Below are 19,148 nucleotides of genomic sequence, written 5' to 3'. Positions count from 1 at the left end.
GTTTCCGGAGCCCATGACACATTTTCAGCCCCCACCCCTGTTACGCAACGCCCATGTTCAATCCCTTCTCGCCTCTACTCGCCTGCGTAGATTGCGCATTGGTAATCGCGCCCGAAAATTGGAAGCGGCCAGCCGCGAGGTATTGGTTGAATGCCGCGATGGCACCCGACTGATCGGAGAATATGCCGAGCAAAGCGGCGAGAATCGGGGGCTCGTGATACTGATTCACGGTTGGGAAGGTAGCTCTAAATCCACCTATATGCTGTCTTCTGGCGGCGCATTGTTTGAAGCCGGTTACAACGTATTTCGTCTGAACCAGCGCGACCACGGCCCCAGCCATCATCTGAACAAAGAGCTGTTCACGTCAACACGCCTGACAGATGCACTCGGTGCGGTGGAATGGATTCAAACCACCTTCCCACATGAGCGCAATTATCTGGCGGGGTTTTCGCTGGGCGGCAATTTTTCGCTGCGGGTGGCTGCCAACTGCCGGGATCACGCCATTCGGCTAGATCAGGTGGCGGCGATCTGCCCGGTACTCAACCCGGTCAATACTATGGAGGCGCTTGATAGCGGCTGGTGGCTATACGAAAAATATTTTGTCCGAAAATGGAAACGCTCACTGCGCACAAAGCTCAAACACTTCCCCGAACTGGGTTACGAGAAAGATCTGCTTACACTGAAATCTCTGCGCGAGATGAATCAGTTTTTTGTACCGCGTTTCACCAGCTTCAAGGACGCCAATACCTATTTGCTGGCCTACGCCATTATTGGTGATGCCCTGTCGCATCTGGAGGCCCCCTGCCACATTATCGCCGCCCAGGACGACCCCATCTGTGGCGCAGAGGATTTGCCGAACCTGGCAAAAGCGCCTAATCTCACGGTCGAATCCACCGCTCATGGCGGCCACTGCGGTTATGTGAGCAATTACCGGCTCGACAGCTGGGTCGACAAACGGCTTCTGGAACTGTTCAACAACAATTAGACGGAGTACCGCATGGCAGACTGGCAATGGGTTACCCGCATACACCGATCGATATATCAAGCTACCGGCGGCCGCATCGGCAGCAACTTGATGGGCATCCCCATGGTCATGATGCATACGATTGGCGCTAAATCCGGGCAGATACGAAGCATTCCCGTAGCTTGCTATGACCACCCCGAAGGTCTGCTGATACTGGCATCCAATAACGGCGGCCCCAAAATGCCCGCCTGGTACTACAATATGCGGGCCCATCCCGAGTTCGATATTCAATTCAGACGGGAAAAACGGCGTGTTCGAGCACAGCAAATTACGGAAGCCGAACGGCTGCAGTATTGGGATGCCATGGCGGATGTGAACCCTCGCATCGTGCAATACTGGCATGCGGCGCAAGCCGAGTACGGAAGAACGATTCCAGTGATTCTATTGCGCACGCTTGAAGTACTGAACTAATACAATGAGTACCTCCCGCGCCTGTCAGGAGAGCGAGGCACTCATTACGTGCGGCGAGCTAATCACTAACGTTAGGCACTTGCATTAAGTACTTAAGCGGCGAAGCCTGGCAGGCGACTGTTGATGATGTCTCTGGCATCTTTCACGATGCGCTGCAGCAGTTCCTCACAGCTCGGCACATCGTTGATCAAGCCCTGCACCTGACCAGCCCAGACCAGACCGGCATCCGGGTTTCCAGTTTCCAGTGCCACGCGGCCGTCGGCACCTTTAACCAGATGCGACACATCCTGAAAAGTGGACTCCGGGTTCTTCAGGATTTCCACCACTTTGTCCGACACGCTGTTCTTGGCCACGCGACCGGTGTTGCGCAGCGAGCGAAAGATCAGATTAGTATCACGCTCATCCTGATCCACCAACAACTGTTTGATGGTGTCGTGAATCGGTGCTTCTTTTGTTGCACAGAAGCGGGTGCCCATGTTGATTCCTTCGGCACCCAACGCCAGTGCCGCCACCAGTCCCCGACCATCACCAAAACCGCCCGAGGCCAGCATCGGAATTTTCACCTTGTCGGCCGCAGCCGGAATCAGGATCAGTCCGGGAATATCATCTTCACCGGGATGCCCCGCGCATTCAAAACCGTCTATGGATATGATATCCACACCCATGCGTTCAGCCGATAGGGCGTGACGCACAGCGGTGCATTTGTGCAGCACGGTTATACCGTTAGCCTTGAAGTCTTCAACATGTTCCCGCGGATTGTGGCCCGCAGTTTCAACAATCTTGATACCGCTATCTATGATGGCCTTGCGATATTCAGCATACGGCGGCGGATTTACCGACGGCAATATGGTGAGGTTTACACCAAAAGGTTTATCCGTGAGCTCACGACAGCGCGCAATCTCCTTACGCAGGTCATCCGGACTGGGCTGGGTCAAGGCCGTAATAATACCCAGACCACCGGCATTGGATACCGCCGCCGCCAGCTCGGCGCGCCCGACCCACATCATGCCACCCTGTACAATAGGGTATTCAATGCCCAACATTTGCGTAATACGCGTTTGCAACTTCATAGTGTTTCTCCGATAAAAAAGCTGACGCGATTAACGCGGGGGCATACGTATGGCGCCATCCAGACGAATGACATCGCCGTTAAGCATGGGGTTGGTGATGATACTCTGCGCCAGCTGGGCGTACTCGCTCGGCTGCCCGAGACGACTGGGGAATGGCACCTGCTTACCCAGCGAGTCCTGCACATTTTGTGGCAGACCGGCCATCATCGGGGTGTAGAAAATTCCGGGCGCAATACCCATAACGCGAATACCGAGCGGCGCCAGATCCCGCGCGACCGGCAGCGTCATACCGACAATGCCACCCTTGGACGCAGAATAGGCCGCCTGCCCAACCTGCCCTTCAAACGCCGCCACACTGGCAGTATTGATTATGACACCCCGCTCTTCGCCAATCGGTGCAGCCGCAGCCAAGCGGGCTGAAAACTTGCTCAAAACGTTAAAGCTGCCAATCAAATTGATTTCAACGGTTTTGCGAAACTGATCCATAGGGTGCGGCGCATTTTCCTTGCCTACCGTTTTGGCGCCGGTGGCAATACCCGCACAGTTCACCAGTACACGGGCAACACCGTGCGCTTGCTCTGCCTGTTCGATCGCCGCGTTGACGCTATCGTCGTTGGTCACATCAACCTTGATGAACGTGGCGCCAATCTTTTCTGCATGCGCTTTGCCCGCATCTTCGTTCATATCGAACAGCGCAACTTTTGCGCCGTTAGCAGCCAGCATTTCTGCGGTGGCCGCACCCAGACCGGAGGCACCACCAGTGACGATCGCTGCAATTCCTTTGATTTCCATAAATACCCTCGATTGTTATTCCCTGCAGGAGTTTGCTTTTCACGCGAACTCCCAGCCATGTTAGATGTCGCTTGCAAGGCAAGCTCGCACAAAAAACGCTTAAACCAGTTCCACAGCCATCGCAGTGGCTTCGCCACCGCCCAGACAAATCCCGGCCACACCGCGCTTCAAGCCACGGTTTTTCAAGGCCGCCAACAGAGTGGCCATAATCCTCGCGCCCGATGCGCCAATCGGGTGGCCCAAAGCGCAGGCACCACCGTTGACATTCACTTTTTCGTGCGGCAGTTCAAGCTCTTTCATAGCGATCATCGCCACCACCGCAAAGGCTTCATTCACCTCAAACAGGTCTACGTCTGCCACTGACCAGCCTACGCTAGCCATCACTTTCTTCATCGCCGGTACCGGTGCGCTGGGGAAGTCATCCGGCTCGTGAGCATGGCAGCCGGTGGCCAATACTTTGGCGCAGATATTCATCCCCAGTTTTTTAGCTACGCTTTCACGGGTTAATACCAGCGCAGCAGCACCATCGGAAATAGACGAAGAATTGGCGGGCGTAACGGTGCCGTCTTTAGCGAATGCGGGTTTCAGGTGGGGAATCTTTTCCACCTTCGCTTTGCCCGGTTGCTCATCTACCGACACGGTGATGTTGCCGCCGCGCGTGGCAACTTCAACCGGTGTAATTTCATCTTCGAAGGCACCGCTGGCGATGGCGTCGTTGGCACGCTTCAAGCTTTCAATGGCGTATGCGTCTTGCTCTTCGCGGGTAAAACCAAACTTCTTCACATTGTTTTCGGCAAAGACCCCCATCGCAGTGCCCTGCTCGTAAGCATCTTCCAGACCGTCAAGAAACATGGAGTCTTTCACCACATCGTGACCGGCTCGCGCTCCGCTACGGTGCTTTGGCAACAGATAGGGTGCATTGGTCATCGACTCCATACCACCACCGACGATCACATCCGCCGTACCAGCCATCAGACTTTCGCAGGCCATAATCAGTGCCTGCATACCTGAACCACACATTTTGTTCACGGTGGTGGACTGGGCTGAACGCGGCAGCCCGGCGGCAAGCGCTGCCTGACGGGCAGGCGCCTGACCGAGACCGGCGGGCAGTACACAGCCCATGTAGACGCGGTCTACCGCGTCACCGGAAACTCCAGCGCGCTCAACCGCTGCTTTGATGGCCGCTGCACCCAGATCAGTGGATTTAACCGACGCGAAATCCCCCAGCAAGCCTCCCATGGGTGTGCGAGCATAAGACGCAATAACGACCGGATCTGATGACATAACAAACTCCTAATTAGACTGAATCAAGCTCGGAATTGCGGCGTATTGTAAGACTTTACGTAGCGGTAATTGCCAGCCCTATTCAGCGCCAAGCAAGCTCAAAGACTGGCTAACCCATTGAATAGCAATGTTTTCACGTATAACACTGATCGACAGTGTTGGGTATTAATAAGAGTGTATCTTAGCCCGAAGCCGTAACGTTTCCAAGTTGCCAGTCGTTAGAGCTGCGTGACTTTCAGCTCAATGGCCTGGGCTTGAGGCGGGTTGTGCAAAGCCGCTCTCAAATTGCCCACAACTTCGAGATAACGCGTGACCGATGCATCCTTTACCGGCCCGTAGCCGCCAATATCCCGAGCAGCGGCAGCCAGCTCAATGGCTATTGGCAGCGTTTCGACCGTAATCTGGCCTACCGTCTCTGTAATCAATGCCCGGTAATCGCTGATCAAACGCCGCTCCATTCTGCGCTCCGGGAAATAGCCAAAAATATCGAACGCCGTGCCGCGCAGGCGCTTCATCTTGGCCAACAACCGAAGTGCGCTCAGGATCCACGGACCAAATTCCCGCTTTCTAGGGCGACCGGTAGCCTTGTCCCTGCCTGGTAGTATCGGTGGCGCCAGATTCAGCGTCAGTTTGAAATCACCGCTGAATTGCTCGCGAATGCGCGCCATAAATTTTGGATCGCTATACAGGCGCGCCACTTCGTATTCGTCTTTGTAGGTCATCAGTTTGGCCAATGTGAGTGCGACCTGCCGGGCAAACTCCTCACCACCTGCAATCCCATTTACTTGCGCTCTTATCCGCTCCACAAAGCGGCGGTAGTCCTCGGCGTAAGTTTCGTTCTGATAGCGATTTAGCAACGCAGTACGGTTCGCCAATACCTCATCGACCGAATCCAGCGACACTAACTCAGGTTTGTCATTAATTTCTGCGGCCAAGGCTTGCGGGTCATGTGCTGCCAGCCGCCCCAGATTGAGAGTTCGCAGATTGCCTTCCACAAATGTGCCATTCAGGCGTATCGCCTGCTGCACCGACTCCAGACTGAGCGGCAGCAAACCTTTCTGAATGGCGAAGCCGAGCATCAGCATATTGGTGCCGATACTGTCGCCAGTCAGGTCAGTGGCCAGCTTGCTGGCGTGGATATCAAAGATTGCACCGCCGTCGAGCGCCTCGATAATCGCGTTACGCAGCCGCGCTTCACCCAGATCGAGGGTTTTGTTGCTTTGAAAATCACCGGTAGGTGCTACGTCGTTATTGAGTACAGCAGTGGTTTGGCCGGGCTTGACCGTTTTCAGCACCGGCGCATTGGAGCCGACAATCATATCGCAGGCCAGAATCACATCCGTCATCCCTTCGCTGAGGCGCGAGGTGTAGATGCCTTTCGGGTCTGGCCCAATGCGGATATGACTGGTGACCGCCCCGCCCTTTTGCGCCATACCGGTCATATCCAGAATAGTTGCGCCCTTGTTGTCGAGATGGGCCGCCATTCCCAGCAAGGCACCGATGGTAAGCACGCCGGTGCCACCAATACCGGCTACCAGCAGGTTATACCCATCATCACTTAGCGGCGCCATCGCCGGAGCCGGCAGTGAACTGATTAATTGCTCCAGACGCTGAGGATCACCACTGGAGCGCACCGCAATTTGGGCCCCTTCCACAGTGACAAACGAGGGGCAAAAGCCTTTAACGCAACTGTAGTCCTTGTTGCAGGTGGACTGATCAATCTTGCGCTTGCGCCCCAGTTCGGTTTCCAGTGGCAAAATGGAAATACAGTTGGATTGCACAGAGCAATCACCGCAGCCTTCACAGACTTCCGGGTTGATAAACAAACGTTTGTCCGGATCGTCCATCAGGCCACGTTTGCGGCGACGGCGCTTTTCAGTAGCGCAGGTTTGCTCGTAAACAATGCCGCTTACACCCTCGGTATCGCGCAGAATTTTCTGGATGCTGTCCAGTTCATCGCGGTGGGCAAGCCGCGCTTTTTCCGGCAAGGTATCACCGGCATAACGATCGGGGTTATCGCTAACCAGATAAACGGGGTTTACCCCTTCCGACAGCAGCTGATTCACCATGTCCAGCGGCGAAATCTGCTGCTCGACCGGCTGGCCGCCAGTCATGGCCACCGCGTCGTTGTAGAGCACTTTAAAGGTGATATTGGCGCCGGCTGCAACGGCCGCGCGCACGCCCAGAATGCCCGAGTGGGAATAGGTGCCATCGCCCATGTTCTGGAACATGTGCTTGGTATCAACGAACTGATGCACTGAGAGCCAAGGTGAACCCTCATGCCCCATTGGCATAAACTGCATGGTGTCGCGATCCATCACCACCGCCGCCAGCCCGTGGCAGCCAATACCTCCCATGGCTTTGGAGCCTTCCGGCAATTTGGTGCTGGTATTGTGGGGGCAACCGGAGCAGAAATAGGCCGGACGCACCATCGGGCCGCCGACGGTTTTGCTCTTTTCTTCCAACGCTTCAAACTGACTGTAACGCGCTTCGAGTTCATCGTCGGACAAGTTTAACTGGCGCAGCAGCGTCACTAGCGCATGACGGGCATGGCAGACGCTCAGTTCACCAACCGACGGCAGCAGGGGTTTGCGCTCCAGATCCAGTTTGCCGGCCAGTTTTGGCCGTTCGCTGTCACGCAAATCATAGAGCGCACGCGCAATCTGTTCTTCCATTACCGGGCGTTTTTCCTCAAACACCAGCACTGCGCGACTGCCCTTGGCAAAGTCATTCAAACCCCGGGCATCCATCGGCCAGACCAGTCCCGGCTTGTATAAGCGCAGACCGATAGCGCGGTATTTCTCTTGCGTTAGCCCTAGATCTTCCAGTGCCTGCCTGACATCCAGAAAGGCTTTACCTGCGGTCACGATAGAGAGATTGCGCTGTTCAGCGTCGATCACTACGCGGTCAATGCCGTTGGCGCGGGCAAAGGCGGTGGCGGCGGGCAGGCGGTAATTGACCAGCCATTCCTCTTCCACCAGCGCAGGCAAATTCGGGCGCAGATTCAGTCCTTCCGGCGGCACAATCACATCGTTCGGCGTGATATAGGGTTTGTGCGCATCCGGCAGCTCAATACAAGCTGAGAGATCCAGCGTATCGGTAATGGTTTTCAGGCCCACGTAGCAACCGCTGTAACGCGACATGGCCCAGCCGAACAGGCCGAACTCGATGATTTCAGCAATGGTCGCGGGATAGAGAATGGGCACCAGCGCCGCCATCAAGGTATTTTCAGACTGGTGGGCGCTGTCGGAGGATTTACCGCCGTGGTCATCGCCAGCCACAATTAGGAACCCACCCTTCTCGGCCGCGCCCTCCAAATTCCCCAACTTCATGGATTCGCAGGCGCGATCCACACCGATGCCCTTACCGTACCAGAGTCCGAAAATACCCTCGTACTCGGATTTTCCGAACCAATGCAGTTCTTGGGTTCCACGAATAGCACTGATGGCTAGTTCTTCGTTCAGGCCCGGTTTAAACACAATATTGTGTTCATCGAGCAGTTTCTGGGCACTCCACAAGGCCGAGTCGTAAACACCGAGCGGCGAACCCCGGTAGCCGGAAATATAGCCCGCGGTTTTCAGGCCCTGCGCGGCATCGCGGCGGGCCTGATCCAGCGGCAGGCGCACCAGCGCCTGATTGGCGTTGAGGAACACTTGCCCGCTGGTTTGCAGGTATTTGTCGTTGAGGGTGACAACAGGCTTTGACATTACATTCAGTTACTCAGGAGCTTGCTTGAGGCTTTCTGTGGAAGTGGGAGCTGGCCCTGCCCGCGAATCTTTTCTGGCTGCACTGCCCATTCGCGAGCAAGGCTCGCGCCCACACTGACTATTCTGAAATCACTTACTTCTTTCCAACCGGCGGCAGGTTATCCAGCGGAAAATCACAGTTGGCGTCGATGGTTTCTTGAATTTCGATCAGATTGCCCTCGGGGTCGCGGCCATACAGGGTTTTCACGTGATCCATAACAATTGGCCCGTCTTCCGGGAAGGTCATTCCCAGGCCCTTCAGGCGCACCAGTTCTTCTTCAATACCGATGGCATCTACACAGAAGTGGGTGTAGCCCTTGTCGTAAGGGTCGAGCCCCTTGGTATTATTGGCTGCAGGCTTCTGATACTCGAACATCTCCATATAACAGGTGCCCGCTTTGAGCATGGCGCCACGAGCCGCAGAATTTTTGACGGAAACGATACGATCGATAAATTCGTTGTTTTCCCAGCTGAAGGGCTCGCCAACCACTTCGAAACCAAAGGCCTCTTTGTAGAACCTGATCATTTTGTCCATATCGTGTACGTGAACCGCGATGTGGTGTATGCCTCTTATCATGGTGGGATTTCTCCTTGCTGCGTTGTCGGTCGCGGTCCGACGCTCGACGCCGAGCACCTGGCCATTCCCTGAGTACCCAAACAGTCTAATCCCTCCCCCGCCACCTCGTAAGCCACCCCACACAAGCAGGCAAGTGCCTATGCTGCCTCGGTCATTTAGGGGCTTACCCCCTATAGGCATAATGATTGCCATGCTGAATAAGATGCCCGAACCACGGATTCGGGCCTACCTCAGGAGACAGAACCATGAGCAAGACACTGATCCGCGGCGCAAAGATCTGGGATGCCACGGGCGCCAAGGCTTTCGCTGGGGATATGCTGATTGACGGTGATCGCATACAGAAAATTGCCAAAGAAGGCAGTCTGCCGACCGACGGCTGCGACCTGATCGATGCAAAGGGCATGTTTCTAATGCCCGGCATGACCGAAGGTCACGGCCACCTGTCATTTGACAATGTCACCGCCACTGAAAGCCTGATCACGCCACCGCCGGAAGAACATACCCTGCTTACTGCTCGCGTCGCCGAGCGCCTTCTCGATCAGGGGTTTACCAGCGTCTGGGGTGCCTCGGAAGCCAAACTCCGGCTAGGTGTTGCCGTACGCAACGAGATTGACGCCGGCAATCTCAAAGGCCCGCGCATTCGCGCCGGATCTCTGGAAATCTCCGTAACCGGTGGTATGGGCGACGAAAGCAAAGCTCACGATCCACGACCGGGTGGCCCTTCCCATATAATCGATGGGCCCGAAGAAATGCGTAAGGCCGTGCGGCTGGCCTGCCGCGCAGGCTGCGACAACATCAAACTGGATGTTTCCGGCGATCCGTTCTATCCAAATACTCCGGCGCATTCCACGCCCATGACGTATGACGAGGTCAAAATGGCGGTGGATACCGCCCACGCCTATGGCCGCAAGGTCAATGCCCACGTACGCTCCATCGGCGGCGCCCAAATTTGCCTGAAAGCAGGCGTGGATGTGCTGTTCCACTGCGAATTTTCCGACGAGGAAACGCTGGATCTGTTCGAAGAGCATAAAGAACGGGTCTACGTAGCGCCGACCGTCAGCCTGTTCCACACCCTCCTCTATGAAGCCGAACCCTATATGAGCGCCAATATTGCTAAGGCTATGGGAATCGACCGCTTGCTTGAGGCCTCGGCAATTACCCACAACGCCCTGCGCCAGCGCGGCATCAAACACGTCATTGGCGGTGATTACGGCTTTGCCTGGAGTCCCAACGGCACGAACGCCCGCGATGTCGGCTTCTTCGTTCAGTACTTTGGCTATACCGCCGAGGAAGCCCTGATCTGCGCCACCGCAAACGGTGGCGCCATGATGACCATGGGCAGTGAGGAAAAGCTGGGGCTACTCAAGGAGGGCTATCTGGCCGATATGGTGCTGGTAGACGGAGACCCCCTGAACGACCCCGCCGTGCTGGTGCCAGCCGACAACCTGAAACTGATAATCAAAGGCGGCGCGGTTCATAAAAACGCCATTTGACTCAACGTATTACAAGAACGCATTTACTAATGGGAGAGAGAAAATGACTGCCCAAGCCAAACTCGACAAAGGTGAAGCCCGCTGCCCCGACGCGCCGAGCACTCAGGAAATCATAGCCAAAGATTCCGTCGCTGCACCTTCGTGGGTTCGTTGCGAATCCTATGAATTCCTTGGCGATGAGGATATTCCGACCGACCGTTACTACGATCCAGAATTCGAGAAAAAAGAATACGAAAACCTTTGGACGCGTACCTGGCAGTTTGCCTGCCGCGAAGAGCATATTCCCGATGTGGGCGATTACTACGTTTACGACATCGGTCGCAAATCCTTCCTGATTACCCGTGTCGCAGAAAACGAAATACGCGCCTACTATAACGCGTGCCTGCACCGGGGCACCAAGTTGCGCGCTTCCGGCACCGATGGCTGTGCCCACGAGTTCAAATGCCCCTTCCACGGCTGGACCTGGAATCTGGACGGCAGCCTTCAGTTTGCGCAAAACGGCTGGGATTTCCCCCATGTTAAAGCGGAAGAATTTGAATTACCTCAAGCCAAAGTTCAGGTACTTGCTGGCTTTGTGTTTATCAACATGGATCACAACGCACCGCCGATGGAGCAATACCTTGGCAACGAGTTTATGAGCCACTTGAACGCGTGGAAGCTCGAAGACCGCTATATTCACTGCCATGTCAGTAAGGTGATTCCCGCCAACTGGAAGCTCACCATGGAGGCCTTCATGGAGGCCTACCACGTCATTGAAACCCACCCACAGGTTGCGCCCTCTAACGCTGACGCCAATTCCCAGTACGATGTGTTTGGCGAACATGTGGATCGCTTTATTTCACCACTGGGTGTGGTCAGCCCTCACCTTGCGGGGGAAATCACCGAACAGGATATTCTCGACCAGTTCACGCTCGGTGACAGTGGCGCCCTGGGCGACACCGAGCGCAAGCTCGGCGAAGGCGAAAGCGCCCGCCAAGCCATGGCCAATATGTTCCGCAAAATGTTTGAGGAAGCCGCCAACGCAGACCTGAGCCATATATCAGACTCGGAACTGCTGGACTGCTTTTCCTATACCGTATTCCCCAACTTGTTCCTGTTTGCTGGCGTTTCCCTACCGATGATCTACCGCTTCCGCCCGGTGCCCGGCGATCTTCGCAAGTGCTTGTACGAGGTCTTTTTCCTGCGCCCGCTACCAAAAGACGGCGAGCGACCCGACCCCGCAGAATGCGTGCATCTGGAAGAGCATCAGTCGTTCACCGAAGCCGAAGGCATGGACGAAGGCTTTGGTGTGATTCTGGATCAGGACACCGAAAACCTATTGCTGCAACAACAGGGGGTAGAAGCCAGTGCCAAACCCGGCATCACTCTGGGTAACTATCAGGAAATCCGTGTGCGCCACTTTGAACAGACAGTTGAAAAGTACGTCTACGGAAATTAACCCGCCCCCTCGGGGGAGCCACTCGGCTCCCCCGTTTTCACACCCCGAATTCACTTTCCTGCAGAAAAGCAGTAAACTTCCTGCGAGGTATACAACAGTGTCGACTACTTTCACGCAATTCTGCAAGGCTGATGAAATTCCGCCAGGCAGCAAAAAAGCCGCTAAGATCAATGATACTTGGGTGCTGGTATGCCACACCAAAGACAAAAAGCTGCTAGCCGTTTCGAATTGGTGCTCTCACCAGAAGAAACCGCTGAGCGGCGGTAAAATGCGCGGTTGCGCTATCACCTGCCCGGTGCACGGCGCGAAATTCGACCTGGAAACTGGCGAGGCACTGAACCTGCCAGCAACCCAGCCGGTTCCAAGGTATGAAGTGCGCGTGGTAGAAGACTGGATAGAGGTCGCCGTTTAAGCCATTCACAGCAGAATGGCCTCTCTCTCGCGGGGCGGTGCGACGATTCGCGAGGGACGGGGTGAGGGAGCCCAACCAGCTCATTCCCACCCAAAACGCCCCTCACACAAACTCTCTCCCGATGGAAGAGGGCTTTAAACGAGCAAGCACGTTATGACAGCAGAATTGAACACCCTGCGCGCCGAAGTTCGCGCCTGGCTTGAAGCCAACAAACCTGCCGCCTGGCGCCCGGCCATGACCAATGTCGCGCAAGAAGATTTTGTCGCCCTGCAAAAAGACTGGTTTGGCAAAATGGTCGACGCCGGTTACGCCACCACCCACTGGCCCGAAGGCTGGTCCGGCGGCGGACGCTCACTGTCCGAACAAAAAGTCATTTTTGAAGAAATTGCCCGCGCTGACGCACCGCGCCTGATTCTCTACTTTGTGGCCCTTTACCACGCCGCCTGCACATTGTTCGAATGTGGCAGTGAAGCCCAGAAAGAAAAATACCTGCCAGGCATTCTCAAAGGCGAAATCTGGTGTCAGGGCTTCTCCGAACCCAATGCAGGGTCAGATCTTGCTTCACTCAAAACCCGCGCCGAACGCCGTGGTGACAAATACATTGTTAACGGCCAGAAAACCTGGTCCACCATGGCCCAATACGCAGACCGCTGCTTGCTGCTGGCGCGCACCGACAAGTCTGGCCCACCACAGGCAGGGCTAACCTATCTGCTGCTGGATATGAAATCTCCCGGGGTTTCGGTGGTGCCGATTTCGCAGATCACCGGCGACGACGAATTCGCCGAAATCTTTTTTGACGACGTAGAAGTGCCGATCGAAGACCTTGTCGGCGAAGAAGGTAACGGCTGGGCTGTGGCGCAGGCTACGCTGGCTTCTGAGCGGGGGCTAACACTCGTCGAGCTTACCCAGCGCATGCAGTTTGGTCTGCGACTGCTCGCCGACACCATGAAGGCGCGTGGCAAAGATAGCGACCCGGTTATTCGCCACGAGCTCGGCGCCCTCATCCCTCAGGTAGATGCCGCCTGTGCGGTTGCCGATCAATATCTACAGAAACGCATAACCGGCACTGAGCAGGTGGGCGATGCCTCCATTGTCAAACTCTACTACGCGCAAGTGCTGCGCAAGCTGGTTGCGTTGGGTACCAAAGTGAACGGGCTGGAAGGTCAGTACCACGGCGGATTTATGCGCGGTGCCACCCAGGAAACCGGCAACTGGACGCTGGATTTCATGAACTCTTACAACTGGTCTATTGCTGGCGGCAGCAATGAAGTGCAGCGCAATATCCTCTCTGAACGTATGTTGGGTATGCCGCGCGAACCCAAAACCTGGCAATTGGACGAAGGCGGCAAATCATGAGCGTTGAATTAAATGAATTGCGCGATTCCGTCCGGCAGGTTGTTGACGGCCACGAGGGCTATGGTGCCGCTGCCCCGTTCTGGAGCCAATGCGTTGAACTCGGCTGGCTTATGGTCGGCATCCCGGAAGAGCTCGATGGACTGGGTATGGGCGATGCTGCTGCAACCGCCGTGCACTTGGAATTGGGACGAGGCCTCTCCGGCGCGCCGGCAATGACCACTATGCTGGCCATTGATGCCGTCTGCAACAGCTCTCTGGATGACAAGGCTGGCTGGATTTCCACCCTGATTAGCGGTAACGCGGCTACCGCAACACTGGCAGAATCCGGTGTTTCGATAACCGACGGCAAGCTGAGCGGAACACTTCAGGCAGCACTCTGCGCCGATATCGCTAGCCATGCGCTTGTATGGACTCAGGACCGGAAAACCCTCGTGCTACTTGATCTCAGCCAAACCGGCATAGATCGTCAACCGCGAAAAACTTGGGATGAAACCCGCTCGCTGTTTGATGTAGATATTCGCGGCATCACTCTGGCAGAACAGACCGTTCTCGCCACCGGGGAAGCGGCGGTTAAACAGATAAATCGTTTGCTGGCTCTGCGCGACTACGCACTGGCTGCCGACGCCATCGGCGCCGCCACTGCCCTGCTCGCCATGACCGTTGAACACTTAAATACGCGGGTTCAGTTTCGTCGACCACTGGCCATGTTCCAGGCGTTGAAACACCGCTGCGCCGATATGAAAACTGCTATCGCAGCGAGCGAGGCCATGTTACTCGACGCACTGAACAACACTGAGCCTATGACAAAAGCGGCGGCAGCCAAACAACTGGCCTGCCAAACCTTCATGAATACCGCCGAAGACTGTCTGCAACTGCACGGTGGCATCGGCATGGCCGATGAGCACCCCTGCCATTTGTTCCTGAAACGGGCCCTGCTCAACCAGCAACTCGGTGACAGTGAAAGCTACGAACACCGCATTGCCGAGCAGTTTCTGTCGACCCTATGACTATGCGTCAAAAGCCTCTCTCCCACGGGAGAGAGGCTGCACTGGCGGCGAGCCAGTCGCTACACCCTACCCATCCGATTTGCACAGAATGTCCAAGCAATCGCACAATGTGCTGAGAGTCCACTTGTGGGCTGGAGTAGCATCATTTCCATACTTGGCCGTCACTGCCATTGTGGTGATGAGCGACGCCTTAAACGTGAAGGAATGTAACCATGTCTGCACAAGCAAAAGATAGCACCGTTCAATTGGATATGAGCGATGTCGACAAGTGGGTTGGGAAGCCCATCATTTTTGCTGAGCTGTGGGACCCCTGCAACGCCACCGATATCCGTCGCTGGGTGCAGGCTATGGACTACCCCAATCCGGTTCACTGGGATGAAGAGTTCGCCCGCACGTCGAAATGGGGTGGTATTGTCGCACCGCAATCTTTTACGGTTGCCATGGACTACGGTCACGGCTGCCACCCGGCCTGTGTCGGAAAAATTCCCGGCTCGCATCTTATTTTTGGCGGCGAGGAATGGTGGTTCTACGGTTCGCCTGTTCGTCCCGGCGACAAGCTCTTTCAAAATCGTCGCTTTGACGGTTACAGCATTGCCGAAACCAAGTTTGCCGGCCCCACCGTATTCGCCCGAGGCGACACCGTTCACCGCAATCAGAATGGAGCCTTGATCGCCAAGGAGCGCTCCACCGCAATTCGCTATCTGCGTGAAGAAGCCAAAAAACGCGGCATGTACGACAAGGAGCAGCGCGTTCCTAAAAAATGGACACAGTCCGAGCTGGACGAAGTAAACAAACTTCGACTGGATTGGATCATGTCCAACCGCGAAGGTGTTTCACCTCACTTTGAAGAGGTAAACATTGGCGACAAGTTGCCACGCCGCGTCGTAGGCCCGCACAGCGTAGTCACTTTCGCATTGGAATGCCGCGCTCACCGCCAGAATATCTGGGGCACCTGGCGCTGGAATGTGCCCGAAGGCGTGTATGACCCGGCCAAGGAAGACGCCGGCTTTGCCGAAAATATGACTTACGATCACGAAGCACGCAAATTTGATCCGCGCCAGGGCGATGGTCTGTTCCACGGGCCCTCAAGCGGTCATATCAACGCTGACAAGGCCGAGGATGTGGGCATGGGCGGCGCCTACGGCTACGGCGCGTCGATGAGTTCCTGGTTCCACGATTACGTGGCTTACTGGGCCGGGCACAACGGCTATATCTGGCACTCGAAGTCCCAGTTCCGCCAGCCGGCCTTCGAAGGGGATGTGACTTACATCGACGGCGAAGTAATCGACAAAATTGAAATGTCCCCCTATGGCATGCCGGTGGTTGTGGTGAAAGTGAAACAGACAACACAGGATGGAGATGTGATTTTGAGTGCCACTGCGGAAGTAGAGCTGCCTTACTAAACGAGGTTTTTATTGTGGGAGCCAGCCCTGCTGGCAAATCTGCTACCAGCAGGGCCGCTCGCTTTCGGCCAACGGTCGCTTCGGAAAGCTCCCACTAGTGCTATTGTGGAATAATAATGAACCAAGCCCCCTCCCTCATCCATGCCCCGCCCCTTAGCGAAGAGCCCGGACTCGGCGCCCTCTCCCTGCCCGGCTATATCAAAGAAGTCACAGAGCGCTATCGTGACAACGAAGCGGTGGTCATGCACCACAACGGCCACGTTATACGCTGGAGCTATCAGGATTTGTGGGAGGAATCCGTCGCGGTAGCGAGATCCCTGATTGCTTGCGGCGTCAGCAAAGACACCCGTGTCGGTATTCTGATGACCAATCGTCCGGAATATCTCAGCGCCTTATTCGGCACTGCCATGGCCGGCGGGGTCGCCGTCGTCATCAGCACCTTTTCAACACCCTTAGAGCTAGAGCATTTGCTGAAGATGTCAGAGATCTCGGTGCTGCTCTACGAGGATCGAGTACTGAAAAAGGATTTTGGTGCCATCCTGTCTGAACTGGAGCCTGCGCTGCACGCGGCTGCGCCGGGCGCTATCGACTCCCCGCGGTTACCCTACCTGAAGCACCTGGTTAGCCTGAAGGGTGTCACCGCGCTCGAAGGCAGCTCTCCAGCGACAATAGCCAGCAGTCTCAACTGGAACGCATTTATTGTCGAAGGCCAAAACATAGCTGAAAGCACCGTGTACGCGAGGGCTGACCAAGTCCACCCCTGCGATGCGGGTGGTTTGTTTTTTTCCTCGGGAACCACCAACCTACCCAAGGCCATACTGCATTCCCAACGCGCCTTTACTCTTCAGTTCTGGCGTTGGCCTCGGCTGTGGGGGCTGGATGAACCCTGCCGCAGCTGGACTGGCAACGGGTTCTTCTGGTCCGGCCCGATGACCATAATTATCGGCACAGCATTGTCCACTGGCGGCGCGTTGATTCTCCAACCCCTGTTCGATGAAAAAGCTGTTCTCTCCCTAATTAAGAATGAGCGAGTGACCCTGATGAATGGCCGCCCACATCAATGGGCGCGGCTACAGTCTTTGCCCGACTGGCTAAACGCAGACTTCAGTACCTTAAAGCAAATCACCAAGGGTGAGCTGATACTCGAGCACCCTACGGCCAATACCGAGTGGGAAATGCCAAACGCATTTGGCACCACCGAAACAATGAGTATTTTGTCGTCCTTTGTCGCCGGCGATCCGGCAAATGCCGACGCCCGAAACTTTGGCACACTGCTGCCGGGCAACGTGATGAAAATCGTAGACCCACACACCGGCGACATTGTTCCGCTAGGTGAGCGTGGTGAAGTCTGCATAAAGGGCCCAACCTTGATGAAAGGCTATTTGGGTAAAGCGCCCGAGGAATGTTTTGACAGCGAAGGTTTCTATCGTACCGGCGATGGTGGCTATACCGACGCTGATGGCCACCTATTCTGGGAAGGGCGCCTCAACGACATTATCAAAACTGGCGGCGCGAATGTGTCACCGGAAGAAGTCGATAACGCCATTGCGGCCTTCCCCGGCGTGAAACGCACGCAAACCGTAGGCGTCCCCCATGACACACTAAGCGAAATGATAGTAGCCTGCATTGTCCCTATTGAAGGGGAAAGCCTGTCTGAGGCTGCGCTCACGTCCTTTCTAAAAGAGCGGCTCGCCAGCTTCAAAGTACCTCGCGAGATTCTATTCTTTTCCGAACAGGAGTTTCCGCTTACCGGCAATGAAAAGGTAAAAGCAGGTGATGTACGGAACTTGGCCATCAAACGACTGCAGAAACCCTCACAGGCTTAACTTCCTTTCCGGAGACCAGCCGCATAAAAACTTTTTCCGGCTTATCCAAACCCGTTAAACCACCGCGTTTGTATGAAAGGCAATAAGCAATAATAATTCCAATAGTAGGCCACAATAAAACGCTATTGGAGTAAGCAGATGAAAATTGGCATGACCTTGCCGGTAACCGAGCCCGGCTGGAGCCGCGATATACTCGTCCAATGGTGCCGTAGAATCGATGAAGGCCCCTTCCACAGCCTAGCCCTGGGCGAACGGACCTGCTTCCCTAGCCCGGAAATCATTGCAACGCTGGGCGCCTGCGCGGTACTAACCGAACGGGTGCAGTTACAAACCACCGTTATTGTCCTACCCACCCACAACCCGGTGATTCTGGCTAAGCAACTTGCCACCATTGATGTTTTCAGCGAGGGCCGCCTGACAGTAGGTGTAGGAACCGGCGGACGGGAAGAAGATTATCAGGCTTCAGGCACCAACTTGTCACAAAAGCGCATCGCCGTGATGGAAGAATTCGTGACTACGATGCGCTCCGTGTGGTCCGGCGAAAAGGTCGTCGACGGCGCGCTACTACCGGTCGAACCCGTGCCGTATCAGCCCGGCGGGCCGCAAATACTAGCCGGCGTCATGGGCCCGAAAGGCATCGCCAGCGCCGCCAAATGGGCCGACGGCGTTTGCGGAATGAGCATGACAGGTTCAGTCGACGAAGCGAAGCAAGCGTTCATGCAAATTCGAGAAGCCTGGAAAACCGCCGGCCGCACCACGCAACCCGTGTTAAACACCGCATTCTGGTTTGCTCTTGGCGACAACGCCAACACCCAACTAGAAACGCATTTAACACGTTATTTTAACTGGCTCGATGACGACTCACGCCGGGCAATGGCACAAGCTGGCGGTTTTCGCGGCTCGACCAAACAGTTAAAAGATCGATTACAAGCCTTTGTCGACGCCGGGACAGACGAGCTTTTACTCATTCCCACATCGATAGACCCGGATGAAGTTGATCGCGCTGCTGAGGCCATTGCATCCCTGTAAGCATATTAGCGAGAGGCACTCTAACTATCTTTTGTGGCAATAGCCCCCGACTGAAGACAGCCCGAGCATTGGGTTTTGCTTCAGGCCTGCGGTCGCGGCCACTTTGAAGAATTTTTTGCATAAAAAAACCCGAGACTCAGTCGAATCTCGGGTTTTAAATTAAAGCTTGGCGATGTCCTACTCTCACATGGGGAAACCCCACACTACCATCGGCGATGACGCGTTTCACTTCTGAGTTCGGGATGGGGTCAGGTGGTTCCACGTCTCTATCGTCGCCAAG

The 19,148-nt window shown here is 55.5% G+C and carries 15 protein-coding genes and 1 rRNA gene; 10 read left to right on the top strand and 6 right to left on the bottom strand.

What is annotated here, in order from left to right; translation table 11 throughout:
- Positions 1 to 13: 13 nt before the first annotated feature.
- The gene (locus AC222A_RS07785) at positions 14 to 985 is read left to right on the top strand and encodes a YheT family hydrolase (RefSeq protein WP_372764447.1); all 972 of its coding nucleotides are present in this window, start codon (positions 14 to 16) and stop codon (positions 983 to 985) included.
- A gap of 12 nt (positions 986 to 997) precedes the next feature.
- Positions 998 to 1,435, top strand: a complete 438-nt coding sequence (locus tag AC222A_RS07780; RefSeq protein ID WP_372748193.1) for a nitroreductase family deazaflavin-dependent oxidoreductase — start codon at positions 998 to 1,000, stop codon at positions 1,433 to 1,435.
- Positions 1,436 to 1,527: 92 nt separating this feature from the next.
- On the opposite strand, the gene AC222A_RS07775 is transcribed toward AC222A_RS07780, so the two are convergent.
- The 5 genes from AC222A_RS07775 to AC222A_RS07755 form a co-directional block, all read right to left on the bottom strand.
- Positions 1,528 to 2,505, bottom strand: a complete 978-nt coding sequence (locus AC222A_RS07775; RefSeq protein ID WP_372748192.1) for an NAD(P)H-dependent flavin oxidoreductase — start codon at positions 2,503 to 2,505, stop codon at positions 1,528 to 1,530.
- A gap of 30 nt (positions 2,506 to 2,535) precedes the next feature.
- Positions 2,536 to 3,297, bottom strand: coding sequence for a 3-hydroxyacyl-CoA dehydrogenase (locus AC222A_RS07770; RefSeq protein WP_372748191.1), 762 nt, complete (start codon positions 3,295 to 3,297; stop codon positions 2,536 to 2,538).
- Between the two features lie 99 nt (positions 3,298 to 3,396).
- Positions 3,397 to 4,581, bottom strand: a complete 1,185-nt coding sequence (locus AC222A_RS07765) for an acetyl-CoA C-acyltransferase (RefSeq protein ID WP_372764449.1) — start codon at positions 4,579 to 4,581, stop codon at positions 3,397 to 3,399.
- 218 nt (positions 4,582 to 4,799) lie between these two features.
- Entirely contained in the window at positions 4,800 to 8,288 is a 3,489-nt protein-coding gene (locus AC222A_RS07760) for an indolepyruvate ferredoxin oxidoreductase family protein (RefSeq protein ID WP_486774827.1), read from the bottom strand.
- Between the two features lie 133 nt (positions 8,289 to 8,421).
- A complete protein-coding gene (locus AC222A_RS07755; RefSeq protein ID WP_372748188.1) occupies positions 8,422 to 8,904 on the bottom strand; it encodes a VOC family protein in 483 nt (160 codons plus the stop codon).
- 245 nt (positions 8,905 to 9,149) lie between these two features.
- Here AC222A_RS07755 and AC222A_RS07750 point away from each other — a divergent pair, with 245 nt between their 5' ends.
- The 8 genes from AC222A_RS07750 (at position 9,150) to AC222A_RS07715 (ending at position 18,868) form a co-directional block, all read left to right on the top strand.
- The gene (locus AC222A_RS07750) at positions 9,150 to 10,397 is read left to right on the top strand and encodes a metal-dependent hydrolase family protein (RefSeq protein ID WP_486774826.1); all 1,248 of its coding nucleotides are present in this window, start codon (positions 9,150 to 9,152) and stop codon (positions 10,395 to 10,397) included.
- A gap of 43 nt (positions 10,398 to 10,440) precedes the next feature.
- Positions 10,441 to 11,835: an aromatic ring-hydroxylating oxygenase subunit alpha gene (locus AC222A_RS07745; protein ID WP_372809647.1), complete on the top strand. Its 1,395-nt coding sequence runs from the start codon at positions 10,441 to 10,443 to the stop codon at positions 11,833 to 11,835.
- A gap of 97 nt (positions 11,836 to 11,932) precedes the next feature.
- A complete protein-coding gene (locus AC222A_RS07740; protein ID WP_372750201.1) occupies positions 11,933 to 12,247 on the top strand; it encodes a Rieske (2Fe-2S) protein in 315 nt (104 codons plus the stop codon).
- A 153-nt stretch (positions 12,248 to 12,400) separates the two neighbouring features.
- Complete coding sequence (locus AC222A_RS07735; protein WP_372759429.1) at positions 12,401 to 13,603, top strand: acyl-CoA dehydrogenase family protein; 1,203 nt, start codon at positions 12,401 to 12,403, stop codon at positions 13,601 to 13,603.
- Positions 13,600 to 14,610 carry an acyl-CoA dehydrogenase family protein gene (locus AC222A_RS07730; RefSeq protein WP_372759428.1) on the top strand — a complete coding sequence of 337 codons (1,011 nt, stop codon included), beginning with the start codon at positions 13,600 to 13,602 and terminating at the stop codon, positions 14,608 to 14,610. The genes AC222A_RS07735 and AC222A_RS07730 overlap by 4 nt, the downstream gene beginning before the upstream one ends.
- A 212-nt stretch (positions 14,611 to 14,822) precedes the next feature.
- Entirely contained in the window at positions 14,823 to 16,013 is a 1,191-nt protein-coding gene (locus tag AC222A_RS07725; RefSeq protein ID WP_372760279.1) for an FAS1-like dehydratase domain-containing protein, read from the top strand.
- A gap of 116 nt (positions 16,014 to 16,129) precedes the next feature.
- The gene (locus AC222A_RS07720; RefSeq protein WP_486774825.1) at positions 16,130 to 17,839 is read left to right on the top strand and encodes a class I adenylate-forming enzyme family protein; all 1,710 of its coding nucleotides are present in this window, start codon (positions 16,130 to 16,132) and stop codon (positions 17,837 to 17,839) included.
- A gap of 138 nt (positions 17,840 to 17,977) precedes the next feature.
- Positions 17,978 to 18,868 carry an LLM class flavin-dependent oxidoreductase gene (locus AC222A_RS07715; RefSeq protein ID WP_486774824.1) on the top strand — a complete coding sequence of 297 codons (891 nt, stop codon included), beginning with the start codon at positions 17,978 to 17,980 and terminating at the stop codon, positions 18,866 to 18,868.
- A 164-nt stretch (positions 18,869 to 19,032) separates the two neighbouring features.
- Here AC222A_RS07715 and rrf read toward each other — a convergent pair.
- Positions 19,033 to 19,148, bottom strand: a 5S ribosomal RNA gene (rrf, locus tag AC222A_RS07710).

The sequence above is a fragment of the Litorivivens sp. genome (assembly GCF_057445395.1).
The sequence above is the reverse complement of the archived record's forward strand: the minus strand, read 5'-3'. Positions and strand labels throughout refer to the sequence as shown.